We start from the raw sequence: 26,537 nt of genomic DNA on the forward strand, positions 1-26,537 counted from the left end.
GTTTTGTGTTTCGTTTGTTGTTCCTCTTGTGGTTCGTATAGATACTAGGTTGGGTGGGAAAGTGTCGTTTTTCCAGCTGGTCTCTTTTGCGGCTGGATTCCCTCCTAAGGTTTGTAGCGGGGTTGTAGGTTGATTGTGGGATGATCTACAATGGGGTGTGTTTCTGGTGTGCGGGTTCGAATGCTGGTCATAGGGCTACGTTAGACCCACTACAATTAGAGGATGAAGAGTACGGTTTCCCATTATTTACGGAGGTGTTATGAACCGGTGCATTATTCATCCCCAACGTCCGGGGTAAGTGGTGTAACGATCGAGCGGGCGGAGCGACTTTTGTTCCGGAAGGCTTTTTCGTGGATGTTTCTTGGGCTTGTTTTGACAGGCGCAATCGCCTACCTCTTGACCGGTAATCCTGAAGTGGCGACGAGTGTTTTATATTTCTTTCGAGAGCATAGGGTCCTTGCGGTTGGGGTTGCGCTGCTCCAATTTGGTATCTCTGTTGCCGCCATATCTACCCTTCAGTCGGGGCGAACTTCCCCTTTGGTGGGCAAGGTTCTCTTTCTTGTTTATTCGTCCTTGATGGGTGTAACTATGAGTGTGCCCGTAATGTTTTATCCGGGCTGGTCCGTGGGGATGGCCTTTGGAATATCTGCTGCTTTGTTTGGTATCTTTGCGGTTATGGGGTATACAACTACACGTAATCTTCAGTCGCGTGGTGTGTCGTTGGCGATTTCGATGGGTGTTGTGGGCGTCATTTTGGTGAATATTGTGCAAATCTTTGTCGGGTTGGGTATAGTTGAGTTGATTGTGTGCTATGCTATGGTTATTCTTGGGTGTGTTTGCGTGGCCAAAGAGTTGCAGCGTCTACGTATGATGGCTTCAGATGTTGCTGCGCAGGGGGAGAAGGCAGTGGAGCGTCAGGGTGTTCTCGGTGCTCTTCTTCTTTACGTTTATTTCGTGATGATATTTCAGAGTGTGCTTCGTATCCTCAACTTCAGTGACGATCGTTAGGGTTGAGTGTGCCTGCGGGGATTTTGGGTGGGGCGTATGATGATGGTCTTGTCCAGTTTTTCTATGTCCCATAAACAAATAAAAAAAATAAAGGACCTGTCCCCTTCCAAGGACGGGGTCTTTTACTTGTTGGTAATGATAGGAAATATAGTTTAATCCATCTTTACTTTGCCCCTGTTGTTCCATTATGTATGGGTGATGGTTTCTATATCCCAAATTTGATGTCGGGGCCCCTGCGGGGGCCCTTTTTTGTCCTCCCTGCGTCGTCTAATGACCCATATCTGAATCTATTTTTTTATTAATCATTTCATCCTAATATATAATGAAATATAAATTGACTCTAGTTACCATATAGATCCATTCTCTTCTATTATTTTTCCCTACATAGCACTTCTTTGTTGGATCTGTCTTAGTTACTCCCGATTGAAATCCTTTGCGGGGGCAGATTTTTTCCTCCGGATCCTTGTTCCCCCCACGCAGAGAGATGATCCAACGGATCCCTCTTCCCCCGAAAAGGGCCCTTCGCCCCCCAACCATTACCTGTGTTTCCCCAAATTATTTGTAAAATGGGGGTAATTAGTTTCGTGTTTTTGTAGGGGATCCGTTTGGCATATTACATCTTATTTAGAATAAATGTATTTAATAATTAAATAAAGAATATATTTCACAATGGGTGAGGCAAACGTTAGGCCATGTGATATATACGTATCAAATAACAAAAATTATATAAAAAATATTTATAGATTAGAACCTCCCTCCACCCTACCCATTGAAATCTGGAGACTCTCTTTAACGAATTCCAGGATTATGGTAAAAAGAATATCCTTGCAGGGTTGACCCATCGTATTATGGTAATCGGCATATTTTTCCTTGTACAACGAAGCATATCGTACATAGTACGCGCAAAGGATTGCAAGTTTAATTTCTTCTTTGGTGGAACACCAGTACCACTTGTCCGCGAAGTATTCCATCCATTCCTCCTCTACCCCTTTCAATTTCGACGGTTCCATGGTACAATGCCTTGAGACCATCTGTTATCAACCTCCTTCTTTATGTAGTGATAAAGAGGATTGTATAGGAATAACAGATGGTTCAAGTTTCTTTGGGAGTATTTTTCAAGTAATACATAAAAGTTGTTTCGGATGTACATAGGAAGAGAGGGTCACATCCTGCTTTACTTTATATATTCAGAATATTATTATAAATATGGGTAGCCTGACTATAGTTGGGGGACCGAGCTTCTATAGATAGTATGATTTCATAAAAGTTTATGTAGTTATTTTTATGAATCCGCAAAAGCCCATTTTTCATTTTTATTCGAACTTCAGGAAACAATTGCGAACCTTTTCAATCGCACCAGCACCATGAGTCGATCCGACCCTGTTCACGGAAGCCTCGGTATACCCTTAGTCCTTTACACCTGGCTAAGGCCAGGTGTCCGTGCGACAGTTTCCCGTGGTTCCCTATGAGGGTCCCTAAATCGGGTTCATTCCATCTGTGTACCGGATGCCGCCAGGATAGTAAGGTGGTTCGCCTTCCATGGCTTCGTTCCAAGGATAGGACCCTTGTTTCGACATCGACTGCGTCTTTCGGTGCTTTCCTCCAATGGTTTGCTTTACTAATTTCCCTGATTTACACCTGACAAGGATCTTTCGTCCTGCCTTTTCCCAGAACGCTCACCACCATTACCCTTTACAACAGCAGCATTGGGTGGTTTGAAACCTGCCTACCACCTGCCGGTTTCGGGGGGCCCCTCCCCCATCCCTCACAGAGCACGACACAATACACAGAACCGGACAGGGTACTCTCGCATCATCCGGCCCTTCCTATCCCATCCCAATCCTCAGACCCTTTAGGTCGTACTTCAATTATAGAGGGGGTTGGCTGGAATGCTAGCCCTACTCGACCTATCTTCCCTTTCTTCTTTAAAGACGGACTTGCTTTTTCTCCCGATTTCGCCCATAATGTTCATCGTGTGAGGATTTTGGTACAATGTTTTTTTAGTGGGGCGCTCTATTTCCCTCGAGGTCGGGAATGAAAAAACTCTTCGCACCCCCTTGCCAAGGACCGCGTGGTGGTGTTACAATGATTGTCGCGGTGCATAAGTTCGGTGCGGTTGCGGAGAGGTACTCAAGAGGCTGAAGAGGACGGTTTGCTAAACCGTTAGGGGGTTTTGCGCCCCGCGAGGGTTCGAATCCCTCTCTCTCCGCCAGATTACGAGTTACCATACACATGGCCCGTTGGTGAAGCGGTTAACACACCAGCTTTTCACGCTGGCATGCAGGGGTTCGAATCCCCTACGGGTCGTTTTATGGACGATTAGCTCAGCTGGGAGAGCACCTGCCTTACAAGCAGGGGGTCGGCGGTTCGATCCCGTCATCGTCCATACCCCCTTGGTTTGTTTTGGTGTGGTTACGGGGAATATAACAGGGTACAAGGGGTTTTGTGTACGGATTCATGAGGCGGTCGTGGCGAAGGGGTTAACGCACCGGATTGTGGTTCCGGCATGCGAGGGTTCGATTCCCTCCGATCGCCCTCTCGTCGCTGGGGAGTAGCCAAGTGGTAAGGCAACGGGTTTTGGTCCCGTGATGCGGAGGTTCGATCCCTCCCTCCTCAGTTTTTTCTTCTTTTTGTGAGCCATTAGCTCAGGTGGTAGAGCATCTGACTTTTAATCAGAGGGTCGAAGGTTCGAGTCCTTCATGGCTCATGGTTTTAGGCGGGGGTTTCTGTTCTTCCCTTAGGATGGGTGGAGAGCGGGGTCATGACCGCTTTGTGTACCCCAATTGGTGTTTTTTGTTTTTTTACGGAGGCTTCGTTTGGGGAGCACCTGCCCAGTGGGCCCCCGAGCGGGGCCCATACTTTTTGCGGGTGTGGCGGAATTGGTAGACGCACTAGGTTTAGGGTCTAGCGCCTTTGGCTTGGGGGTTCGAGTCCCTCCACCCGCATTTTTAGGGGCAGGCGGTCGTGGTGGAATTGGTAGACACGCTACCTTGAGGGGGTAGTGGCCAATGGCTGTGCGAGTTCGAGTCTCGCCGACCGCATTGTTATGGGGGTGTCCTGTTCCCAGGAACTTTTTCTGTCGGTGTTGCATAGGATGGGTGTGAGAGAGAGAGTTGTCTTGTTGGTATGCTCGGGCAGGGGATGATTTTTCCCTCCATTCTTTTGTTCCTGCTTTGTCCCTTGGTGCCTTTGTTTTTCTGGTTTGCGCGGGTGTAGTTCAGTGGTAGAACATCGGCCTTCCAAGCCGAATGCGAGGGTTCGATTCCCTTCACCCGCTCCAGGCTTGATTTCTTTGTTGGAGAGTGGATCGTCACCATGCGATCCACTCTTTTGTGTGGGTAAAAATCGGGGAGGGGATTTTCGGTATGGAAATTCCCGCGAAGTGGGAGAAGAGAATTATTAAGGATGCCGTTAGCATGCGACAATGGGGTGTTTCTTTAGCTTCCCTATTGCAGAAGGGTGATGTCGTTGCCATTCGTGGCCCCTTTGGGGTAGGGAAAACAACATTGGTGCAGGGAATCGCGTTGGGATTGGGGATCAACGAACCCGTGGACAGTCCTTCCTTTTTATCTGCTAAGGTATATCAGCAGCAAGGTTGCATGTCTCTTTACCACTTGGACGCCTATCGTTTACAGTCCTCGCATCTAGATGCCGATTTGTATGCGGAAATGATTGAGGGAGAAGGAATTTGCGTCATCGAGTGGGCCGAACGGTTGATCCCCTGGTTGCCCGGGAAAACGATTTGGATTGATTTACAGCTGAACGAATCAGGGTTGCGCGTAGCGGGAATAGGACGCGGGTTGCGCTTTGTACAGGGGGGAGAGTGATTCTTTTGAAAGTTATATCTATGGATACAGCAACCCCCTACCTGACCGTAGCCCTGTATGATGCTGAGCGAAAACGTACGTTGGTTGCACGGAGTAGTCATATGATACGACGACATGCGGAATGTCTAGTGCCATGGTTGGAGGGTATGTTGATCGAACAGGGTTTGGGAGTTCGCGACCTGTGTGCCGTCGCGGTTGGGTTAGGGCCGGGTTCTTACACAGGTCTCCGCGTCGGATATATGGTAGCCAAAACATTGGCTTGGGCAGGTCAATTGCCGTGGTATGGATTCTCCAGTTTGCGTATGCTTGCGGCGGGCGTTCCTGGTGTCCAAGGTACCCTTTTCCCTTTATTGGATGCACGTTCTGGTCGTATCTATACTGCTGCCTATCATTGGGACCCACGAGGGGTTTTGCAGGAAACCATGGCTCCCTGTCTACTTCGCGAGGACGACCCCCTCCCCTGGTCCACAGTAAGGGGCCCTCTGTTTTTAGTAGGAACGGATCCCCCACCCGACACCTGGCGGGATCGTTTCAAGAACCTGTCCTTATCGGAAATTTCGCATCGGTACGTGATCCCCTCTGCTGTCCCTTTAGCGCGTTGGGTGGGGGAGGCGCTCATGAGTGGACAATCTGTGGAAGGATCCTTATCACTCCCCCTCTATTTGAATGTATCGGGGGGGGGTGAATCGGTTGTGGGACAATGAAGGTTCCCACCCAGTGGTTGTTGTTCCCTTCATTCGGCGGATGAAGAAAAGTGATTTGAAGAAGGTGGCGGAGATTGAATCTGTCTCCTTTCCCCGTCCTTGGCCCGTTTCATCCTATCGTTATGAGCTTACGGAAAATCCCTTTGCTTATTACATTGTTGCCTGTCGGGGGGATACCGTTGTGGGTTTTTGTGGTTGTTGGTTTATTGCTGATGAGGCCCATATCATAACGATTGCCGTTCATCCTGCATTCCGTCGACAGGGGATAGGGAGAGCGATGCTATTGCATGTGAAGGGTCAATTGCCACGCTTTGGGATTACACGAGTGGCGTTGGAGGTGAGGGTCTCCAATACACAGGCACAATCTCTCTATGGGCAATTTGGATTTGTTGTGGTGGGGGTTAGAAAATTTTATTATGTGGACAACAATGAGGATGCTATACTGATGAATCTGGAGTTGGAAGGGGAAGGGGATCGGGAAGATTGAGTAAACAACTCCTCTTGGGTATTGAAACCAGTTGCGATGATACGGCGGTGGCTCTGGTTCGGGACGGACGGAGGATCGTTGCACAGGAGATTGTCTCACAGACTAAGGATCATCAAAAAATGGGTGGGGTGGTTCCAGAAGTAGCTTCACGTTTGCATGTTGAGGTCTTGGTCCCCACACTGCAGAAAGTATTGTCGCAAGCATCCGTATCTCCTCCTGAGTTAGAGGCAATTGCTGTTACGGACGGTCCCGGATTGGTTGGTTCCCTGCTCAGTGGGGTGATGGTAGCGAAAACATTGGCTTGGGTGTATCGATTGCCCCTGGTACCTGTTCATCATGTTGCAGGTCATATATATGCCGCCCATTTGGTGGAACCGCTCACCTTCCCCCTTGTAGCCCTAGTGGTTTCAGGGGGGCATACGGAATTGGTACAGATGCCACAGCACGGGATCTTCCATCGTTTAGGAAAAACCCGTGATGACGCGGCCGGGGAGGCTTTCGATAAGGTGGCGAGAATGTTGGGTCTTCCCTATCCGGGTGGCCCTCCCTTAGAGGAATTAGCAAAACAAGGAAATCCATCAGCTTGTCCCCTACCGCGCGCCTGGTTGCCTTCTACACCACTTTCCTTTAGCTTTAGTGGGTTGAAAACGGCAGTTTGGCAATGGTTGCAAAGGGATCCCAATGTTGCGGCGGTCGATGTTGCGGCCAGTTTCCAGGAGGCTGTGATCGAGGTGTTGGCGGAGAAGGCAATGCGGGCATTAAAGCATACTCGAGCCCAACGTCTTGTCGTAGTCGGTGGTGTAGCCGCCAATGAACGTCTTCGGATGATTCTAAAATCTCTTTGCGAACAAGCTTCTGTTCGTCTTACCATCCCGCCGCCGGTTTTGTGTACAGATAATGCGGCCATGATAGCTGCTGCAGGCACCTATCTGCATAGAAATGGTATTTCCGCCCCATTGACGTTGACGCCTGTTTCTCAACGATCCTTTGCCACGGAAATAATAGGGGAATAGGTGGGGTGCAGGTGTCCCAAAAGGAATTGTTACGCAAATGGGCACGTAGCCACTGCACATCGTTTTGTGGCTGTGACTATCGGTATTGTTCCCAGAAAATTTGTGAACATTTTTTATCCCGTTTCCATTGGTTTCGTGGCTCCGTTTTTTTGGGATACCGGTTTCAATGCAACGAGCCTAATATGGATCCTGTTTTGGATGATCTTTTGCAGCGGGGAAAGCAGGTGTTTCTCCCCCGTGTCGAGGGTAATGCATTGGTTTTTTATCATGTAGATACCCTTGTCCGATGCCAATCCGGTACCTTTGGTATTCTTGAACCCCCTGCTCTTCCGGAGAAAGTTTTGGGTGCATGTGATTCCCCTTGTGTGGCCCTTGTCCCAGGCCTGGCTTTTGATTGGCAGGGGTATCGTTTGGGTTACGGGAAGGGTTTTTATGACCGTTTTTTTGCGTCCAAGGGGATCCAGGGGAGGATGGTTCGTATTGGGGTTGTGTACGAACAAATGGTGCTTCCAACAATCCATCCAGGGATTCATGATGTACCGATGGATTTTTTGCTCACTCAGAGGGGTTGGCATACAATAGGCTCATGAGGATTATACACCTATGTCGTATATGGGATAGGTGGGATAGGAATGATAAGGGGATAATGAAATGACAGAGGATCAGGGAAAATCCCTGGAACCGGATCCAGTGATCCGTAGTATGCCCCTTGATGAACAAGGGGGGGGGCAACAGAGGTCTTGGTACGTGGATCACATACAGGAGTTAAGGAAAAGGGTATTCATTTGCTCACTGGCTATCGTACTAAGTTGGATAGTAGTTTTTTTTTATTTGGGACCGATGATGAAGGTCTTGTTTCAATTTGCTTATTCAGGTTATGATCTGATTCCCGGTAGCCTTATGGGTCCCTTTCAGGTGGGTTTGCGTATTTCTTTTGCATTTGCTTTTTTATTTGCACTTCCCGTGATACTTTATCAGATATGGGCCTTTATTTCCCCCGGTTTATTACAACGGGAGAAGAAGTGGATCTTCGTTTTGTTTCCCGTTGTAATGGGTTTGTTCCTCCTGGGTTGTTGGTTGGGATCCCTGGTGATTTTTCCCTGGGCGCGTGACTTTTTTGGGGATTTCAATCGTTCCGTTGGTTTAAGGGGACAATATGTTTTGGGTGATGCCTTTCGTGATTTTGTGGTGATTGTAATTCCTTGTGGTCTCATTTTTGAAATTCCTGTCCTTGTATGGGGTCTTGCTCAGTTGCAGATTATTACAGCAGCTGGGTTGAAACGTGCACGACGGATTGCTTATCTCCTAATGCTCGTCTTTGCTGCTGCGTTGTCCCCCGGCGATTTTTCGTTGCAGACCGTTATTTTCATTGTCTTTCTATTATTTTCCTATGAGGCCAGTATCGCTTGGTTGGTCTGGAGGGAATCCCGGTCCGGAGAGGGCGGTAGGGGGTTCTAGATTTGGTAAAGAGTGGGGTTGCATAATATGATTCATTATCGGAAATACTATTCCTTGTGATCCTGTGAAATCGTAGTGAAAATAGTGTTTAGATAGTTTATAAGAGGGGGAGTTTAGCCCATTATGTTTCGGTGTAGAAGATCTATGGGGTCCATGGCGTCGTGTGGGTGGACCATCGTGGCATTGGGGACGTTGCTTTATGTGTGTTCGCCGTGTGTTCGTCGAAGGGTGTCTTTTCTGTTTGGGCGTGAACAGGGCAATGGGGATGGGGTTCGGAGGGGCGGTGGTTTCCTGTGCTTACTAAGACAGATGCTCTCCTCTGTTATGGGTGGCCAAGGGGGGCAGCAGGGGAATAGTTGTTCCCCCGGATCACAACAAAAGCGGACCATCCCTTTGTCCACAGAGGGAAAGTCTGGCGGCGGCACAATGCAGCAGCAGGATCCTATTTGATTGCTTCCCTCCCCTCGATGGACCAGATTGGTTCGTATGTTGGGGATTGGGTCGGGGGGAGTATAAAAATACCAGGTGATTTTTGTGATGGCACAGGTTCTTAGGAAAGAGGCAATGTCCTCGTGATATTGCCCTTTCGCTCGTATTTTTATGTACCATCGCGCGTTGGATCTCGGGATAATACTGATCCTTTACCCCTGGAAATTGGCGATGGACCACCCTCTGTTTTGGGTCCACCATGGTCCGATATTTCAATACCTGGTGCTGGTGCTGGAATTAAAAGTCAGTTGATTTGGTTTTTTTCGATATTAATTATATTTCAAAATGATATATATTGATTGCTATTAGTTAATGAATTACTTCTGTATAATATGTATGGATAATTTGCAATGTAAATAAAAAATTGAATAGTATGAATGTTTTGGACCGTATATGAGTGAAACGTAACGATTATGGTTGGATTTCTACTATAACCATGGGAACTTGGTTTTTGAACCCATGATCGCGAAAGTGAATGCCTTATTCCGCAGGCTCTTGGCCAAACTTCGGACCTAGAATATCCTTGGGCTTTTTTTTCCTAATTCTGGATTGTAAGGATGAATTAGGTGGGTGTCCCAGGTTTCCCGAATTCTCGCAGGAACACCTAATTCCCAGAGATGGACGGTTGGCAATGGATTCTAAGATATAACTCATTTTATCTGATTTTGTGGTTTCTCATTTCTCTATTTTCACGATGTTCACTTCGTCCGAAAAAGGGGGCCTTGGGAAATTTAGTTCTGTTTTCATATCGACAACCCCTTATTCCCCGATAGGGGGTGAGTTGCCCATGATTATAACACATAAAACTTTAAATTTTATAAAAATAACGTATATGTCCTACTGTGTTCCCGCAAGAATACCTTGAAATACAGTGAGAGAGAATCCAAATCTAGGCAGACATAAACACAGAAACTTACCACGATACATTCGATCTATCGAACCATGGTTCAACCCCCACCCCTGAGACTGAACCCCCAGGTCCGAAGTTTGGCCAAGGTCCGTTTTGTAAAGCTTAAGATCCCGGTCCGGTGTGTACGGTATTGTTGGAGTTTGTTTTCCTTCTCAGTGCCAACAGCCATCTGTTCTGCCGCATGTGTGGTAATAAGCGCTGTTGTATGTCATCTGGTATCAGGATCCACTTGCTATTATGGGTGTAGGAGAGCTGGGTACTCCAGGTAATTTTAGGCAATACAAATGAACCCAGGATTCGCACCCGCGATTTTGCATCATTCAACTCTATTGTTTGTTGGACCTGTCAAAAGGAATTGACTTGGACGATGAGAGCCATATGACGGGGGTGTGGCTTTGCTAAGCTGCAAAGACGATGAAGGACACCTCTTATGGTTGTGGTTGGTCTTTCGGAAAATCGGCTGGTAAGAACAGATTTCAAGCCACCTAACTCTATGGGTGAGAAGATGAGCTGGTGGTAAGCGGTGTTTAGGAAAAGACGGAAGTGAACCTTTGTCAGGTGGAAAATAAGGGGCTCAACACAAGTGAACCGTTGCCGAATCATTGAGAATTCTAGGTATTATCAAAATATAGGTTGTTTTTTCCGCTCCAGGAAAAAAACCTCATAAAAGGAGTCATATTTGCTATTGGAACAGCATACGGTTGTAGAGACGGGAAGAAGCCTAGTCCCAATAAGGGGGTTCCCTGGTATAATGGATCCAGTAACGATAATACAATGAAGCAGTTTCCCCATAGGGGTAAACGCAAAAGTGACAATTGCTACCCTTATCGCATTATTTTATGTTCTATTTTTATAAAAATTATAATAAAATATGGTATTATTTTTTATATTCAAGGGATGGGTATCCAATTTGTTTTTCGCAGCAGATCCATAACGATCCTACCACTTAGTTGGGAAACCCGTACTCTCATTCCTATCTCCTGTGTATTGGTTCATTACGTTACACCACGGAGTCAAAATATTGGGATGGATTCCCTAGAAGGGAAACATGATGTAAAGTATGCGATGTAGTTCTTTCAGACCTTCCCCTCAAGGGGGGAGGTCCCCCTATATGGGGGTTACTATACTGAGATTGGCTTTTCTAGCTTTGTTATTCAACATACTCATGCTCTTGCATGTTAGCCTATATGGTGTGTATTTTAAGTCCCTTTTGTTCCCCTCTTTCCCCCATTTTGGTGCTTTGGATTGGAGCCTTCTGTCGTTTTTCTCTATGCTTATCTTTAGCACATTGCCATTATGGGGAGCCATTCCGAGATACTTCTCATATGTTTATACATTCATAAATTTTATAAGTGAACATAAGATGGAATGCTTACGAATAGCACAAAAAAATGGGGTCAGTAAATTGCAATGGTATGCGGTCCCATGGATGGGCTTTATATTTTTTTTGATATCTATGGCTTGTTCTATGTGGATCCATGGATCACCAACTGTACAAACCGTGGGAATCGCGGGTTGGTGGGGTAGTTTCCACTGGCAAGTTTTGCGCGAGCGTCGTTGGTGCGCTAGGGAGATCGAAGAGGAGGTAGATATTCGCTCTTTCATGGGCACCAGTATGTTCTTTCTTCTTTTATATATAATTCCTATATACTTACGTATATATTGGGATTATATGACATCCAACAGATTTATGGGTATTATTACGCTTGTGTATACATTCAAAATCTTCCCCACTTGGTTCCATTTCTTGATTGGCAAAAGGCCTTTTATTATAAAATCCTTTGCTGGGAGACCAGGGAGTCAAGAATTGTTCAGGACTTCTCTATTCTACGGTGATTTTGGGAGAATGAGTCTTGTGAAGGACCTGCGAAAAAAAGAGGAAGAGTGGATTCGGAAATACAAAATCTTGATCATTCTGTTTTTTTCTTCAATTATGATCCTAACGGCAATCCTTATGATAAAAGATGTAATTATGTGGTTTCAATGAGAATTGGTCTATGCGGGCTGCATCACCCATTGGTTCTTGGACCTCAGAAGGATCAGGGCCGGCCCAATTTTTCTGTATGGAACCTTTTTGCTCTCCTTTTCCTCCTCCTATCCAACTCATCGCTGTTGTTTTTGTTGGCCCGGCCTATTGTGTAATGGCGCCTGGCTTCCCCGCCGTGAGATCTCCAGAATGGCTCTGCTGCATGGCTTTCCTTTATCCCTTTCTTGGAGAGGAGGTTGTGCGTTATTACTGTACGTTGCTCTTTATTTGGCCCTATGCGATCCTATAGTCCTTCTCACTTTTAAACTAAAATCACCTTTTTTGGGGGTGACACCAAATTTGGGATGCAACCTGTACACCCCCCCTCTGCTCCAACGGAAGAGAGCCAAGATCCAGAGTTGCATAGAGGAGAGGGTACGCTAGTAGGCCCATCTTCACCCACGCATCGCAATATCATCATCCTCCGAACGGGGTGAGACCCGCCGGGGATTTCCCTGGATTTCCGGTACCTGTATCTCCCCTCCAACTTTATCCATGGGGGCTTCTTTTGGCTAAACGGGGGGCTAGGTGCCCATCGCAGGAGAGACCCTCTCTTCTATATGTTTGATTACGAGGAGAATACACAGCCTGTGCCAATCTGTACAGCGCTATGCAATCGATCATCCTGATCTGAATAATGGATGTTGTATCTATCACTAAAGATAACGATCTCTTTATTTTTTTGTTCGCAATCATATCGGAAATCTGCCATAATTGAGGATACAGTACTGTTGATTAATATATTTATACAATAAATTAGGATTAGGATTTAGGATGATTTATATTATGTTCATAAATATATACTATAATATAAATAATATAGGAGATCTACAGATGATCTTTAGATAACTACTGTGACAACCGTACTGAGTCGCAACTTTTTGAGACAACACCCAGTTTTCAGAAAAATCAACCCCCCCAGAAAAGGACAAGACAAAAGTTTGGGCAGCCTGGTTTTACTGTGCTATCAAGGGGAAAATCCTTGTGGAATATGCCCTATCGTCAGGATGGTTAGGACGTGATTGAGTAGTTGGTAACTATGGTTTTTTAAAAACTTATAATGGAATAAAGGACCTGTTCCTGAACGGGGACAAGTCCTGGCATTACCGAAGATCTCTTCATAAAAAATCAGTTGTTTCCCTTTGCACTTTCTTCTTCGCGGACTAAGTTCAATTCAAAGATGCGTCGATAAGGAGCATCTCCACGGTAGTAGAAGGGATAGCAGGTTGTAATCCAAAGGACGGACTGTTCACTTTTTATGGGGCGTAGGATGGCTGCTTCCTTTCGTACAGTTCGGTAATTATGAACTTGGTAAGTAAGCTTTTTTGTTCCATCATCGAAAATGGCGTAGTCCCCTTTTTCGACATTTTTTAGATCTCTGAATTGTGTATCACGGTGTCCAGAAATGAAGGATAGACCGGGTTTACCGGGGAGTACGAATTTTGAGGATCGTGTTCCCACAATAGGTCCATTGTGGAGGCAGGTATTTTCTATGGATTGGTGTTGTGCGAGTAATAGATTGTAAATCTTTTTACTCTTACCCGGGAGGGTCAATTCCGCTACCTTTGGGCAATTTTGGGTTGCTTTTCCTACCCTAACTGCCTTTTCCCCCCTCTCCATTGTGGGTACATTTATGGTTGGAATGTTGGCTTTGTTGTCTGGTGTACCATTCTGTGGATCCTGTGTGGTGCCGTTATCGTATGGTTTTATGTCGCTGCTTTGGGGGATATTTTCTCTTTCGGACCACATTCGGTAGACATAGTACCCGCATACACCCAGGGATAGTGAGAGGGTGACCAGGGCAATTTTTTTTATGAGTGGGATCATTTCGACAGTTCCCCCTTAGGACGGGTCCCCATTATGGGAGTACCTCTTGTAATCCATTGTTTTAATTTACCATCTCTTAACATTTATTATAAATTATTATCTGTTGTTTATTCGATATTTTAGGTTGTATCTCACTTTTCTCCGTAAAATTATGAATAAAAAATATTTTATATAGTTATTATGATGATTTTTCCCTATCGCATGTTCTGCAAGTGGTAGGGGGTGATGAAGGGGATTTCTGATGGAGGTTGACCCTTCAGCATGGAGGCCGGTGGGAGCAAATTCTCAAACGATCTTGAGCTGCCAATGTAAAAGGGCATCGAGTAGGGGGGGAAGTTGGGATATAAGATATGAACTGCCGGCGGACGTAGGGGGGTAGATGAATGATGATTTAGGGTACCCCCCACCGGGGAACCGTTACCGTTAGGGTGGATCCCCCTTCTATGGACACAGCACCTGCACTGCGCACAGGGACAGATCTAGTTTGTAGTAATGAGGAAGTTTTATGGAGCCAAGGAGCAGAATGATGGTTCGGTTTTGGGGAACAGACAGCAAATTCACGGGAGGATTATATGCTGTGAAGGAAGCTGGTTTGTATTGGATCTAGGTACAGAACTACACAACACTACACAACGGGGTGAGTAGGGTTTAGCGTTACGTTGGGGGGAGGGCATTGTTCTTCCCCCGCTCGAAATAGGGAAGGTCCATCGTGGGCCCGGACCAGGCCCATATTTGGATCATCATAACCCATCAAAGTGCCGAATGGGGGCCTTGGGTTAGGCTATACAGACAAACTAGTGATGGGGCATACAGGCTGGGTAAGGCATCCTATCGCTAAATTTGATTCAAGCGGGGGCCAAAACCCACACAGGCAGTTATAGGACGCGCGGGGGTCCCGACCTCCCGCCCAAGGCTGGAAGGATGGAAATCCCGAGGCCAGAGATGGGGAGGAGGACCCTCGGGGTATATTCCGCAATTTTGGGGGGACAGGATGGGCTTTCCAGATAGGAGTAGTCAAGGGATGACCCGAATCCCCCCCTGGGGCTATGTTTTGTTTCCGATCCTTCTGTTGCGTTCTAGGAAATCCCCCCAGATGAGGTCGGAATAGGGAACGCCGTTGAAAATATGCCTGGGGGGATGGGTTCCGATATCCAAGGGATTCTTTGATCCGGTATCACACGATCTGTTGATCCAAGCGTTGGGTACTGTGGTGTTGGTACAAGGATGCTTTCTTGCTATAGGGGAGGACTCAAAGTCCCGATATAGTCTTCCAGCGAAACTATCGAAGAGGGGATTGAAGGGTGTAGGTTTCAAAATCCCCCGGCCGGGGTTCCTAAATCTCTGGGAACCCATTCGAATTTCTTACCTTGGATATCCATTTACTAATGTAAAAATACCTACTTTAACGCATTTACTTAGCCAAGTAGTATTCTATAACTATTATGATAGCAAATGCGGGAACTAAGGTGAACGTGTTTCATGATGGGTGACCGGTTGTCATCCATACCCTGGACCCGGATCCCTTAGGGTACAACATCACAATAGAGGGGTTCTAAGCCCCCCACTGGCCCATTGGTCCCTGGATCCAAGGTTGCTGGAATGTTCTACGCGGATGTCCAGTGTAAGGGTTATGTGGATGATACAATCCCCCATGGTGATCAATGTAAGCCCAAACTGAGTATCTTCTGAGAGAATTCCAACAATAGAGAACAGTGTGGTTTGGATCCATACCCAAAGAAAACCAAAATCCCCCACCACACGGTAGGTGTGGTTATGGGACAGGAAAGGTATAAAGACTTCCTAATTATGGTGCTGGCGCGGTTAACAAGGTTCACAATTGTTTCTTGAGGTTCCAATAAAAATGGAGAATGATCCTTTGCGGATTCATAAAAATAATTATATATACTTTTAAGAAATCATATTATCCATAGCAGTTCGGTTTCTAAATTACGGCCGGGCCATCGATATTTATAATAATATTCTGAAATATATACACAAAACAAGATGTGACCCCTTTCTCCCATGTACATTCGAAACAACTTTTATGTTTCACCTGAAAATTACTGCCAAAGAAACTTGATAACCATCTGTTATTTCTATACAATCCTCTTTATACTATAAAAAAGGAGGTTGATAACAGATGATCCCAGGGCGTTGTACCATGGAACAGTCGAATTTGAAAGAGGTAGAGGAATGGATGGAATGCTTTGCGAATCAGTGGCACTGGTGTTCCACCAAAGAAGAAATTAAACTTGCAATCCTTTGCGAGTATTACAGGAAACATGCTTCATGGTACAGGCAAACATATGCCGATTATCATAATACGATTGGTCAACCGTGTAAGGATATCCTTTTTACCCTAACCATGGAGTTCGTTAAAGAGACCTTCGGGTGGACCGACAGGGAATTGATCGAACGTCTCCCACGGGAGGGACTATTTTTTGAAGCTCTGGGGGGGAAGAAAGGAAAGCCCCTTATAGGTAGAAGGACATTATATGACGGTAGGAAACGGTTGTTGGCATACGAGGAGAAAGTAAGATGCAATGTTACACAGGGTTCCTTTCAGCACTTCACCACCTTCCAAAAGTCAATAGTAGGTATGATATCCACCTGCCGTAGAATGGATAGCACACTAATCAACAGTAACATAAGGAAATTAACCCGTAATGAAGTGATCTATCTGGTGGCAAAAAATGTGGTTTGTATCTCGGCTGAACTTCAAATTCCCCTCCCCGCGGAGTGGGGGGTCTTTTTGGAAAAGGGATGCAAACAAACAGACATCGATTGTCAGCAATCATTGGGCCATCAGCCTCCTCTCCTCCCCCAAAAAGGAGTAACAGCAAGGGATCATAGGACTGCGGAGCTAGTTGGAGTTTGCTTGGCTATAAGGAACTACACCTCCGAATATGACGAAATCAGATCAACCAAGGAGTATGCATTGCTGGAAAGGGTGATCTGGGAACAGACGGAGGAGGATGAACAAGGAAATCTCAGGATGCTCCCCAAGGTGCGTTCTGGTAGTCTACAAAGCCCTTATGATCCTGATGCTCAGTACAGGAAGAAAAACAAACAGGAATGTTGGGGATATTCCGGCCAGATCGTAGAGGATCGTGATGGAGAGAAGGGAATAAGCCTGATTTCCTTCTTTGATCTGAGAGGTTCCCTGCATCCAGATACGACCTTTGCGAAGGAGTACATAGAAACATGGGTTCCCCATGATGGAATGCAGTTGTGTGCCGATGGAGGGTACTACAGCCATGAGATCAGCGAGCTGGCCCAATCAAAGGGTATTTCCCTATGTTTCACCAATATGACGGGCCAAAGGGAGAACCCCAATCAATTGAGGGCAAGCACGTTTGTGCGAGACAAAAGAACAAAGGAAATTACACGATGCGCGGCAAACAAGGAACCCGAGAACAGCCAGTACAAACCAGGGGGAAAACCAGGGAGCGGGACCAGTGTGGCTTATTTCAACAGGGAGGATTGCAAGAAGTGCCCCTTTGCGGATCAGTGCATTGGCAAACCCAACAAAACGGGGGGAAGAACCGTAAGATTGACCGACCGAACGTACTCAGCGGCAAAGCAAAGGGATCAATTGGAGCAACCCAAATACAGAGAAGCAGGGAATCGTCGTGCGGCCATTGAGGGCGTTTGCTCCGCACTCAAAAATGCCTATGGCGCCCGCCGACTTAAGGTGCGTGGTGAACGGAGAGCTAGGTTGACAATGTTCGCAAAGTGTGTAGCGTATAACACATCCCAAGTCTCCGAATATATAGTAAAATTTATAAGAATAAGAAGGAGGGATGCAATATAGTGATTAATATACCTCATAATTAAAAATATTCATAAAATAACCGGCACCATAGGCTGGTCTATTTGTCATGCTAAGATGTACGGAATAGGGCATTCCTTTCCACAAATATGGATTCAAAAACCAAGTTCCCATGGTTATAGTAGAAATCTAACCATAAGCGTTACGTTTCATTGTATCCGGCCCAAATCATTCATACTATTCAATTTATTATTTACATTAAAAATCGTCTATACATATTATACAGAATCAATTAATTTACTATTAGCAATCAATACATACTATTTTTAAATACAATTAATACCAGAAAAAACCAAATCAACTGATTTTTAATTCGCGCACCAGCACCAATTATGGATCCCCTGGGGTCCGTGTGTTGCACCTACTGGGCCCTTAGTTCGCGTGGAGGAGAAAAGAAGGGCGGGTTACAATTTTGGCTATCAGCCAGAAATCAGGATGGGGGGATTGTCAAGCAAGGGTGAAAAATGTTGCAATCCCCCCAGGACTTCCTTACTATGGGAATCTACAATGAATAACCCACACGAATCATTATATAGGGTTTGTTGTGATCGCCGTTTCCATAATAATTTCTTAATGATAGGAGTTTCCTGATCTGGATGGGGTTTCCATCATTCCACTGGGAATTTTTTTCCTACATGTTTTGTTGCTCTTTACTACAAAAACTATGCATTCTGGATTTTTTTGTGCAACGTACTCCCCAATGGGGGGCCAAAACGTCCCCACCAGGGACTATGGGCCCACCGCATTATTATGGATTGCGCCATTTCGCATTTCTTTCTTCCTTTATTAAATCCATTTCAAAGAAACGGCGCTGTGGGGAGTCCCCGGTGAGGCGGTAAGGAAAGCAGGTTTGAATCCAAAGGATGGAGTATTTGCTTTCTATAGGTTTCAGAGTGGCTTTTTCCTTTGGTATGGTTCGTATTCTACGAATCTGATAGATTCGTTTGGTTCCTTTTTTGTCAACGAGGATGGCATAGTCCCCTATTCTTAAATCCTTCTCTCTCAAAAAAAGGAAACTTGTGTCGCGGTGGGCGGCAATGAAGGACAGGCCAGGTTCACCGGGGTATTTGAGAGTCGATGATCGTGTTACCATAATAGGTCCTTTTTCCAGGCATGAATCTTCCCTTGCGGCAGTTTGGGCCAGTCTCACGTTGAAAATTTTGTCGCTACGATTCGGGAATGTCAATTCCATTACTTTAGAACATTTTTCCGAATTTTCCCCTATTTTATGAACGGGTTCCTTGGGTAGGATCGTTGGTTTAGGGGAGGTATCCTCTGGATTTTTCATCGAATGGAGGATATAGGCGGGATCATCGACTCCAGCATCCCGAATATTCGACCACCATTGGTAGCCAAGGTATCCGCATACCCCCAGTGACCCTAGGATAATGAGCCAGATCAATCGTTCCACGAATCGAGCCATGTGGGCTGTTCCCCTTCTAAGTCCAAGATTTTCTATAATTATGAACGAGTGTCCATCGTACGTATTTTTTGCACACTTACGCCAATTATAAATCATCATTGTTTCTAGTTCAATGTGTATGATAGAAATGATACGGTGCTGCTACATTCGGTTCTTTTTCACTCAGATTCCCTATCCAGGGGGTGTTGTGTCTGATTATGTTCATGTGTTTAGGGGGTCGTACGAGAGATGAGGGGGTGTCTGGATTTGGAATCATGGTGGGTTGGGCGGCAGGTCTCAAGCTGTCTAGTGCTGTTGTTTCTGGTAGGGATCGGCTAGGAAAAGGCAAGATTTGATTCATCAGAAGGAAAGAAGGTAGGAAGTCATAAGGAATAGGTTGTCGATTCGAATCTCAACATTTTATTTTTATAAATTTATAAATACAAAAATAAATACTTTTAGATAAAAATTTAATTTTTATTAAGTATTTTTTATAATATAATAATTGCTATGATTAGGAAAAATATAAAATGTGGGTGAAATCTCCTCGGGGAACCTTTGATTCTACATCCAAGAAAAAGGGTCTATATTTTCCTAGGTGTTTAGGTATTTATTTATAAATTACATAAATAAAAAAGGACAAGGATACACATTCTAGGTATCGTTGTCCTTATAGGATGGGTACATATTTTATGAATTTATTCATTGTGCCATTTTATACCCTTTTCCTCACGAACCAAATCCAATTCAAAGATTCGTCGATAGGGAGCAGGTCCGTGGAATGAGAAGGGGAAACAGGTGGAAATCCAAAGGATGGAGTATTTGCTTTCTATAGGTTTCAGAGTGGCTTTTTCCTTTGGTATGGTTCGTATTCTACGAATCTGATAGATTCGTTTGGTTCCTTTTTTGTCAACGAGGATGGCATAGTCCCCTATTCTTAAATCCTTCTCTTTCAAAAAAATGAAACTTGTGTCGCGGTGGGCGGCAATGAAGGACAGGCCAGGTTCACCGGGGTATTTGAGAGTCGATGATCGTGTTACCATAATAGGTCCTTTTTTCAGGCATGAATCTTCCCTTGCGGCAGTTTGGGTCAGTCTCACGTTGAAAATTTTATCGCTACGATTCGGGAATATCAATTCCATTACTTTAGAACATTTTTCTGAATTTTCCCCTATTTTATGAACGGGTTCCTTGGGTAGGATCGTTGGTTTAGGGGAGGTATCTTCTGGATTTTTCATCGAATGGAGGATATAGGCGGGATCATCGACTCCAGCATCCCGAATATGCGACCACCATTGGTAGCCAAGGTATCCGCATACCCCCAGTGATCCTAGGATAATGAGCCAGATCAATCGTTCCACGAATCGAGCCATGTAGGCTGTTCCCCTTCTAAGTCCAAGATTTTCTATAATTATGAACGAGTGTCCATCGTACGTATTTTTTGCACACCTATGCCAATTATAAATCATCATTGTTTCTAGTTCAATGTGTATGATAGAAATGATACGGTGCTGCTACATTCGGTTCTTTTTCACTCAGATTCCCTATCCAGGGGGCGTTGTGTCTGATTATGTTCATGTGTTTAGGGGGTCGTACGAGAGATGAGGGGGTGTCTGGATTTGGAATCATGGTGGGTTGGGCGGCAGGTTTCAAGCTGTCTAGTGCTGTTGTTTCTGGTAGGGATCGGCTAGGAAAAGGCAAGATTTGATTCATCAGAAGGAAAGAAGGTAGGAAGTCATAAGGAATAGGTTGTCGATTCGAATCTCAACATTTTATTTTTATAAATTTATAAATACAAAAATAAATACTTTTAGAGAAAAATTTAATTTTTATAAGTATTTTTTATAATATATTATATATAATATAATAATTGCTATGATTAGGAAAAATATAAAATGTGGGCGAAATCTCCTCGGGGAACCTTTGATTCTACATCCAAGAAAAAGGGTCTATATTTTCCTAGGTGTTAGGTATTTATTTATAAATTACATAAATAAAAAAGGACAAGGATACACATTCTAGGTATCGTTGTCCTTATAGGATGGGTACATATTTTATGAATTTATTCATTGTGCCATTTTATACCCTTTTCCTCACGAATCAAATCCAATTCAAAGATTCGTCGATAGGGAGCAGGTCCGTGGAATGAGAAGGGGAAACAGGTGGAAATCCAAAGGATGGTGTTCTTGCTCCTGATAGAAGGTATGGTATCACCCTTCCCCGCCACCACGGTTTTCATTCGTCGTACTTGATAGATGAATTTTGTTTCCTGATCATTGAAGACAGCGTATTGTCCGACCCCGAATTTTTGTAGATCCTTGAAGTGTGTGTCACGATGTCCGGATATGACGGACAATCCAGGTTCACCAGGGGATACGAGGGGAAGGGCCTTGCGCCCTGTTAAAATGGGTCCCCGTTTGAGACATGCCTTGTCTGTGGAGAAATCCCGTGAAAACACGATATTGTAAATTTTGCTGCTGGTATTGGGAAACATGAGTTCTCCTACTTTAGGACAGCCCTTTGATTCTTTCCCTACTGTTTTCACCTTAGCTTTAGGAGTGATGGTTTCCTTACGGGAGGTATCCTGTGAATTTTCCATCATGCGATCGGTATAGGAGACATCGTCGGTTCCGGCACTTTGCATTTCGGAAAGTAGTTCGTAGCCAAAGTATCCACCGACACCTACCGCTCCTAGAATGATAAGCCAGATCAGCCATTCTATGAATCGGGCCATAGGCGTTGCTCCTTTTTGTAGCTGGATTTTTTATGAGGATTCATTATGGATGGTATCAGATAAAAGGAAATATTGCTATTTCTATTCCCTAGTTTTAGGGCCTCCGGAAACTATGATCATTTTTATATATATAATATTTAATATGTTAGTATGTTTTGGATCTTGTTGTTTGAGTGTGGGGAAAACCCCTGAGGGGCGTAGACCCTAGCTTGAATATCGGGTCGGGAATTCAAGCCAGAGAATGGTCTTTCGATAAGTTGAATGTTTCGCGATAGGGTCCTGTTTTGCCTAGATTGGAACGTCCCCCATTGTATTCTACAAATGGCGTGGGCTCGTTATCATTAAAGGATACACACCATGAATGTAGTGTGAAAAGGGCAAGCTTCTGTCCGATCCATCTTGGAAAATACGGAGTTTATTCAAAGCCATCCGATGATGTTTTGAACTCAAAATTGGGTCAAGGGCTCCAGGAACCATTACCAATGATGTCTCCTGGGTTGGTTTCCCCTGTTCGGTATTGTTCCCATTCGAGATCTTCTGACCCCCCTGTCTAGGGACTTAGGTACGTGGTGATGATCTGCTTTTGTCCCTACGGATTTTCACAATAGATACAATTTTGGGATTCGTTGGTGTGATCTCTTAATGGTCTTCATTAGAATTGTGCCAAGGTACACCCGATTCTTCACGCACCATTTCCAGCTCGTAGATACGTCGATAGGGGGCCGGACCATGGAATTTAAAGGGGTAGCAGGTACTAATCCAGAGGAGTGATTTTGTTGTATTCGTAACGGGTTCAACCGTCGCTTCGTCTTTGGGAATAGTTCGGTACCTACGAACCTGGAAGGTACGCTTTGTCCTTTGGTCATTGAGGATTACGTAATCCCCTTTTTCTACGGTCTCCATGTCTTCGAATTGGGTATCCCTATGTCCCGATACAACGGCCAAACCTGGTTCACCGGGGACCGCGAGTCGGGAGTCGTCCTCTCCCCCCAGCAGTATGGGCCCTTTCTTCAAGCAATCCTCTTCCATTTCCGTATTATGAGCGAACATGATGTTATAAATTTTGTCGCTATTGCCAGGAAGAGTCATTTCCTCCACTTTGGGGCAGTAACGATTTTCCTTTCCCAACAATGTGATGGGTATTCTGGTTGGTGTTATATCTGATTTATAGGATGTATCCTCCCAGTTCTCCATGGAGGAATTCGTGTATTGAGGATCCTGTGTGGACGAGCTCCTTCTCTCCGACATGATTTGATAGCCCGTGTACCCACCTACACTGAGTGCCGCTAGGATGACGAGCCAAATGAACCATTCCACGAATCGAATCATTGGCGCATAGCTCCTTTTTTGACGAGGGTGGGAGGGTTATGCATGTGCGTTTTCCCTATGTGGATGGTTATCCAATCCACCGTTGTTGTAGTTTTCCCTACTATAGCGGGTATTTTTGAGGATCACTAGACCGGTCACTTCTTGCGTAGGAACCGCGGGGTTCGGGTTTTTATTTTGAAATGCATGATCTTTTGTTTGTATGGATGGTTTTTTCTCACCTATTTTTTATAGGGGAAATTGTTTTATAGGTTTGTTGTACTGATTTTTTTGTATAGGTTTTTGGGGTTCTCTTTTTTCCTGTTCTATCCTAGTGTTTGTATTTGGGGTGTTCCTATGGGGCGAGTCTGCGGTTTCCTTGTGCCGTAGAAACCATGCCTTCTAGGTTCTTGTCATGCATCCTCACGATTAATATTTATTATTAATTATACACATTCGATGATTCTTTAATCTATATGATAATAATAACATTGTTCTATCTAATAAATAATATAAAAATTATTATAATATTTTGGTAAAATTAAGCAATGTAGTGCAAAAACTTGTACATCATTAATAATATGCAAACAGTCTATGTAAATATTTATAGTATAAATTTAATTAATATACAAATATTGCCTATTTCTCAGAATAAAACCTTATTTCTATCATTTTTGTTGGGTTCTCCAATCAAGGCGGGGTAATAGTATCTGATTTCTAATTCTGCCCCTTTTGCGTACGCCAAAAATAAATCGACACAAAGTTTATTTCTATTCTCTATTGAAATTTATTATATATTAAATTACATTCGTTGTTGATGTCCTTCTCTCCTTGGTCCCTTTTGGTGGGGGCAACGAACGACCTGGGATCAATGGTGGGCCGATTTTTTTGCTATCATGGACCCGTACCATCCCTATCTTACTGGGTTTTTTCCTTTGGTCGGCCTTAGTTTGTACCCACTCCTGGTAAGAAAGAGGCTCTTCATGGCTTGATATGCTTTAGTTATGACTATCAATCCAATGGGCCCATGCTCGTTGAAGATCTCTAGGTTTTCTTTGATGATGGGACAACGGCGACGTATCTCGATTATGACCTAGCGGATACTGTTCAGAATCGTACAATGGGTTCCTTAGAAAGAAATCACAGAGGGGCTAGATGTCATACGAATGGGGTGGGCTGTTATCCCACCCTCGATTCATTCCAAAGGGTGATGGATTCCGTATACCAAAATTTCAAAGTCGGGACAGGCAGAGAAACCCAGTGGGATGGACAGTCACTCTGTGCCCGCGGGGGCTGCGAGAATTCGCTATCCCTGTCATGTATTCCCTATTTTCATACTAAACAGAAAAACCAATCTACCCCCGTGGTAGGTTTCTTATGTGACTACATAAAGTAAGCCAATTTGTTTCTCCTGATGTGTTCGGTTTTTCAGCGGTAGACGAAATTTATGATGATAGTGAAAGGGCGTCGAGTAGGGCTAGCATTTCAGCCAACCCCCTCACAAAACCACACGTGGTACTCTCGCATTATACGGATCTTATGGTCCATAAAGATCAAGATTCATACGACTAGACGCCAATATGCGCAAAACAACTTCCCATACTTGGAACGAAGCCATGGAGGGCGAACTACCTACGGTCCTGGCGGTATCTGGTGCACAGATAGAATGAACCTGATGTGGGTCCTCATAGGGGAACCACGAGAGACTGTCGCACGGACGCCTGGCTAAGGCCAGGTGTAGAAGGGCTAAGGGTACACCGGGGCAGAGGCCTCCGTGAACAGGGGTCGGATCAATCCATAGTAGTGAAGAAACCCTTGTAATGAGGGTGGGTGGGGCGGAGGGGTTGAAGGGTCCGGCCTGGATCGGCCGACGTACCATCAGTCCGCACAACCATCACAGTGGACACACGTTGTGCACCGTTGATCTATGTGGGGTAAGAAGGGCTGGATCATGCGAGAGTGTTGAGTTTGGTTCCGTGAGGGCCCCGGTTGAAATGCCGGGTTCACTCGACGTCGCATGGGCGCGGTCAGGTGTAATGGAGGCCAAAGTTAACTGAAGTTTGTGCACGGTGGTCGGATCAGCTCATAGATAGCGATGAAATCTTTGCAATAAGGGCGGAGTGGAGGGGTTGCCTATTCATCCTGACGAGGACAGTGAAACGACAATTTTAGGGGGAAACTCATTTGAGGGGTCGCCGGAACCTTAGAGCAACATCCCTGTAATCGAGGTGGGACCTAAAGGGTTTGAGGATTGGGGTGGAATGGGAAGAGACGTACAATGGGAGACTATTGAGTATGGTTCTGTGATAGGGCTGGCTGAGATGCCAGCCCTACTCAACATTTACATATCATTGTTTCGGGCTTGGGCGCAGAGTGATGGGCCTATGTGGGTAGAATATGATAAAGTCCCTCCCCTTGGGGAGGGACTTTATCATGAACAATGAAACATACGAATTGTTTTATAGATCATAATGAATCTGTCTAGTTTCCGAGCAAATGGGATGGTCATCCGGTTATTTTCTTCTTTATCCGTTGTTTCATTTTGGTTTATCTTCGGTTGTAGTTTCACCCTTCTTCGCACGGCGTTGCTGGGGAATTGGATAGGACCACCCATCAAAGGCGACCTCTGTGTTGGGGAAGATGGATCGGGCCTCCATTAGCAGTTCTTGGGCCGCTTCCCTGTCATAGCGGGCACTCAAATGGTTGAGCAGTAGGGTCCTGATCCCGGCCTCCCTTGCCACTCGGGCCGCCTCAATGGAGGTAGAGTGGTAGAAGCGTTCCGCTCGTTCTGTCTCACTGTGTCGGTAGGTGGCCTCGTGGACCAGGATCTGGGTTTTATGGGCTAGTTGAACCGTTGTTGGGGAGGGTCTTGTATCCCCGCAGATTACCAAACAGCGGGGGGGAGGACTGGGGAGCAAAAAATCCTCCCTCCTTAACAGATTTCCATTGGGTAATAGTGTTAGTTCCTGTTTTTTTAGTTGACCGTACAGAGGGCCAGCTGGGATTCCGTGGGATTGCAATTTTTCTGTGTTGAGGGAACCGGGTCGAGCAGGATACTCATCTAGTCGTATGCCAAAGGAGGGAATGCCGTGTTCCAGTTCTGCGATTGTCAAGGCAAAGGGCGGTTCTAGGAATACATCCCCATCTTTCCATTCTATGATAGAAAGGGGATAGCGTAAGCGTGTAGAACTGATTCGTAGTATTGTTTCCACTAGGTTTGTAATTCCTTCAGGTCCGTACAGAGTTAGTGGTTCTGTGGCCCCCTGTGAGGCACGACTGCTGAGAATACCGGGTAGCCCAAAAACATGGTCCCCGTGAAGGTGGGTGATGAAGATATGGGTGAGTTTAGGCAAGCGTAGGGGTGAGGCGTGGATGCGATGTTGTGTGCCCTCCCCACAATCGAAGAGCCATATGATTCCCCCCTGTTCCGGCATCTGAAGAGCCAGTGCGGAGACGTTGCGCAGCAGTGTGGGGCAACCCGCCCCTGTTCCCAGAAAGTGAAGCTGCATTGTACC

General features: G+C 45.3%; 24 protein-coding genes and 9 tRNA genes. 26 read left to right on the forward strand and 7 right to left on the reverse strand.

The window, feature by feature from the left end; all coding sequences use genetic code 11:
- Window positions 1–140 precede the first annotated feature (140 nt).
- Together PPRES148_RS12755 and PPRES148_RS02550 are read left to right on the forward strand one after the other, a co-directional pair.
- Window positions 141–263, forward strand: a complete 123-nt coding sequence (locus PPRES148_RS12755) for a hypothetical protein (RefSeq protein ID WP_281289892.1) — start codon at window positions 141–143, stop codon at window positions 261–263.
- A 4-nt stretch (window positions 264–267) separates the two neighbouring features.
- Entirely contained in the window at window positions 268–1,008 is a 741-nt protein-coding gene (locus tag PPRES148_RS02550; RefSeq protein ID WP_187820432.1) for a Bax inhibitor-1/YccA family protein, read from the forward strand.
- Window positions 1,009–1,745: 737 nt separating this feature from the next.
- Here PPRES148_RS02550 and PPRES148_RS02555 read toward each other — a convergent pair.
- Complete coding sequence (locus PPRES148_RS02555; RefSeq protein WP_149453096.1) at window positions 1,746–2,039, reverse strand: hypothetical protein; 294 nt, start codon at window positions 2,037–2,039, stop codon at window positions 1,746–1,748.
- A 1,089-nt stretch (window positions 2,040–3,128) separates the two neighbouring features.
- On the opposite strand from PPRES148_RS02555, the gene PPRES148_RS02560 reads away from it, so the two are divergent.
- From PPRES148_RS02560 to PPRES148_RS12760, 19 genes are all read left to right on the forward strand, one after another.
- Window positions 3,129–3,220: transfer RNA gene (locus PPRES148_RS02560), tRNA-Ser, on the forward strand.
- A 22-nt stretch (window positions 3,221–3,242) separates the two neighbouring features.
- Window positions 3,243–3,315, forward strand: a tRNA-Glu gene (locus tag PPRES148_RS02565).
- A 6-nt stretch (window positions 3,316–3,321) separates the two neighbouring features.
- Window positions 3,322–3,394 (forward strand) — tRNA-Val (locus PPRES148_RS02570).
- A 76-nt stretch (window positions 3,395–3,470) separates the two neighbouring features.
- Window positions 3,471–3,543, forward strand: a tRNA-His gene (locus PPRES148_RS02575).
- Between the two features lie 10 nt (window positions 3,544–3,553).
- Window positions 3,554–3,625: transfer RNA gene (locus tag PPRES148_RS02580), tRNA-Gln, on the forward strand.
- 17 nt (window positions 3,626–3,642) lie between these two features.
- Window positions 3,643–3,715 (forward strand) — tRNA-Lys (locus PPRES148_RS02585).
- A 157-nt stretch (window positions 3,716–3,872) separates the two neighbouring features.
- Window positions 3,873–3,953, forward strand: a tRNA-Leu gene (locus PPRES148_RS02590).
- Between the two features lie 13 nt (window positions 3,954–3,966).
- Window positions 3,967–4,049: transfer RNA gene (locus PPRES148_RS02595), tRNA-Leu, on the forward strand.
- A 165-nt stretch (window positions 4,050–4,214) separates the two neighbouring features.
- A tRNA-Gly gene (locus PPRES148_RS02600) sits at window positions 4,215–4,288 on the forward strand.
- Between the two features lie 85 nt (window positions 4,289–4,373).
- Window positions 4,374–4,835: a tRNA (adenosine(37)-N6)-threonylcarbamoyltransferase complex ATPase subunit type 1 TsaE gene (gene tsaE, locus PPRES148_RS02605; RefSeq protein WP_149453097.1), complete on the forward strand. Its 462-nt coding sequence runs from the start codon at window positions 4,374–4,376 to the stop codon at window positions 4,833–4,835.
- A gap of 5 nt (window positions 4,836–4,840) precedes the next feature.
- Window positions 4,841–5,539, forward strand: coding sequence for a tRNA (adenosine(37)-N6)-threonylcarbamoyltransferase complex dimerization subunit type 1 TsaB (gene tsaB, locus PPRES148_RS02610; RefSeq protein WP_149453098.1), 699 nt, complete (start codon window positions 4,841–4,843; stop codon window positions 5,537–5,539).
- Window positions 5,526–6,026 carry a ribosomal protein S18-alanine N-acetyltransferase gene (gene rimI, locus PPRES148_RS02615; protein ID WP_246142880.1) on the forward strand — a complete coding sequence of 167 codons (501 nt, stop codon included), beginning with the start codon at window positions 5,526–5,528 and terminating at the stop codon, window positions 6,024–6,026. The genes tsaB and rimI overlap by 14 nt, the downstream gene beginning before the upstream one ends.
- Window positions 6,023–7,039, forward strand: coding sequence for a tRNA (adenosine(37)-N6)-threonylcarbamoyltransferase complex transferase subunit TsaD (gene tsaD, locus PPRES148_RS02620; RefSeq protein ID WP_149453099.1), 1,017 nt, complete (start codon window positions 6,023–6,025; stop codon window positions 7,037–7,039). Before rimI ends, tsaD begins: the two co-directional genes overlap by 4 nt.
- 5 nt (window positions 7,040–7,044) lie before the next feature.
- Window positions 7,045–7,629, forward strand: coding sequence for a 5-formyltetrahydrofolate cyclo-ligase (locus tag PPRES148_RS02625; protein WP_187820434.1), 585 nt, complete (start codon window positions 7,045–7,047; stop codon window positions 7,627–7,629).
- A gap of 61 nt (window positions 7,630–7,690) precedes the next feature.
- Entirely contained in the window at window positions 7,691–8,497 is an 807-nt protein-coding gene (gene tatC, locus PPRES148_RS02630; RefSeq protein ID WP_149453101.1) for a twin-arginine translocase subunit TatC, read from the forward strand.
- A gap of 123 nt (window positions 8,498–8,620) precedes the next feature.
- Window positions 8,621–8,947: a hypothetical protein gene (locus tag PPRES148_RS02635; RefSeq protein ID WP_149453102.1), complete on the forward strand. Its 327-nt coding sequence runs from the start codon at window positions 8,621–8,623 to the stop codon at window positions 8,945–8,947.
- Window positions 8,948–11,028: 2,081 nt separating this feature from the next.
- On the forward strand, window positions 11,029–11,883 hold the full coding sequence (locus PPRES148_RS12200) for a hypothetical protein (RefSeq protein ID WP_149453103.1): 855 nt from the start codon (window positions 11,029–11,031) through the stop codon (window positions 11,881–11,883).
- Between the two features lie 10 nt (window positions 11,884–11,893).
- A complete protein-coding gene (locus PPRES148_RS02645) occupies window positions 11,894–12,172 on the forward strand; it encodes a hypothetical protein (RefSeq protein WP_149453104.1) in 279 nt (92 codons plus the stop codon).
- Window positions 12,173–12,227: 55 nt separating this feature from the next.
- Window positions 12,228–12,359: a hypothetical protein gene (locus tag PPRES148_RS12760; RefSeq protein ID WP_281289893.1), complete on the forward strand. Its 132-nt coding sequence runs from the start codon at window positions 12,228–12,230 to the stop codon at window positions 12,357–12,359.
- A gap of 691 nt (window positions 12,360–13,050) precedes the next feature.
- Here the strand turns inward: PPRES148_RS12760 and PPRES148_RS02650 are convergent.
- Window positions 13,051–13,749: a sortase gene (locus PPRES148_RS02650; RefSeq protein WP_149453105.1), complete on the reverse strand. Its 699-nt coding sequence runs from the start codon at window positions 13,747–13,749 to the stop codon at window positions 13,051–13,053.
- Between the two features lie 2,140 nt (window positions 13,750–15,889).
- On the opposite strand from PPRES148_RS02650, the gene PPRES148_RS02655 reads away from it, so the two are divergent.
- The gene (locus PPRES148_RS02655; protein WP_149453106.1) at window positions 15,890–17,563 is read left to right on the forward strand and encodes a transposase; all 1,674 of its coding nucleotides are present in this window, start codon (window positions 15,890–15,892) and stop codon (window positions 17,561–17,563) included.
- A 766-nt stretch (window positions 17,564–18,329) separates the two neighbouring features.
- On the opposite strand, the gene PPRES148_RS02660 is transcribed toward PPRES148_RS02655, so the two are convergent.
- Complete coding sequence (locus PPRES148_RS02660; RefSeq protein WP_187820437.1) at window positions 18,330–19,004, reverse strand: sortase domain-containing protein; 675 nt, start codon at window positions 19,002–19,004, stop codon at window positions 18,330–18,332.
- Between the two features lie 197 nt (window positions 19,005–19,201).
- Here PPRES148_RS02660 and PPRES148_RS10625 point away from each other — a divergent pair, with 197 nt between their 5' ends.
- Window positions 19,202–19,339, forward strand: coding sequence for a hypothetical protein (locus PPRES148_RS10625; RefSeq protein WP_187820438.1), 138 nt, complete (start codon window positions 19,202–19,204; stop codon window positions 19,337–19,339).
- A gap of 342 nt (window positions 19,340–19,681) precedes the next feature.
- Here the strand turns inward: PPRES148_RS10625 and PPRES148_RS02665 are convergent, their stop codons facing one another.
- Window positions 19,682–20,356, reverse strand: a complete 675-nt coding sequence (locus PPRES148_RS02665; protein ID WP_187820439.1) for a sortase domain-containing protein — start codon at window positions 20,354–20,356, stop codon at window positions 19,682–19,684.
- A gap of 197 nt (window positions 20,357–20,553) precedes the next feature.
- On the opposite strand from PPRES148_RS02665, the gene PPRES148_RS10630 reads away from it, so the two are divergent.
- The gene (locus PPRES148_RS10630) at window positions 20,554–20,691 is read left to right on the forward strand and encodes a hypothetical protein (protein WP_187820440.1); all 138 of its coding nucleotides are present in this window, start codon (window positions 20,554–20,556) and stop codon (window positions 20,689–20,691) included.
- Between the two features lie 354 nt (window positions 20,692–21,045).
- Here PPRES148_RS10630 and PPRES148_RS02670 read toward each other — a convergent pair whose 3' ends face one another.
- Complete coding sequence (locus PPRES148_RS02670; RefSeq protein ID WP_149453109.1) at window positions 21,046–21,717, reverse strand: sortase domain-containing protein; 672 nt, start codon at window positions 21,715–21,717, stop codon at window positions 21,046–21,048.
- A 639-nt stretch (window positions 21,718–22,356) separates the two neighbouring features.
- Window positions 22,357–23,046, reverse strand: coding sequence for a sortase domain-containing protein (locus PPRES148_RS02675; protein ID WP_149453110.1), 690 nt, complete (start codon window positions 23,044–23,046; stop codon window positions 22,357–22,359).
- Between the two features lie 1,802 nt (window positions 23,047–24,848).
- On the opposite strand from PPRES148_RS02675, the gene PPRES148_RS02680 reads away from it, so the two are divergent.
- Window positions 24,849–25,079, forward strand: coding sequence for a hypothetical protein (locus tag PPRES148_RS02680; RefSeq protein WP_149453111.1), 231 nt, complete (start codon window positions 24,849–24,851; stop codon window positions 25,077–25,079).
- Window positions 25,080–25,283: 204 nt separating this feature from the next.
- Window positions 25,284–25,466: a hypothetical protein gene (locus PPRES148_RS02685; RefSeq protein ID WP_149453112.1), complete on the forward strand. Its 183-nt coding sequence runs from the start codon at window positions 25,284–25,286 to the stop codon at window positions 25,464–25,466.
- A 93-nt stretch (window positions 25,467–25,559) separates the two neighbouring features.
- Here the strand turns inward: PPRES148_RS02685 and rnz are convergent, their stop codons facing one another.
- Window positions 25,560–26,531 (reverse strand): ribonuclease Z, encoded by a 972-nt coding sequence (gene rnz / locus PPRES148_RS02690; protein ID WP_149453113.1) that lies wholly within the window; start codon window positions 26,529–26,531, stop codon window positions 25,560–25,562.
- Window positions 26,532–26,537 lie beyond the last annotated feature (6 nt).

Origin of the sequence: Pasteuria penetrans (assembly GCF_900538055.1) — a bacterium.
Classification (GTDB): Bacteria; Bacillota; Bacilli; order Thermoactinomycetales; family Thermoactinomycetaceae; genus Pasteuria; species Pasteuria penetrans.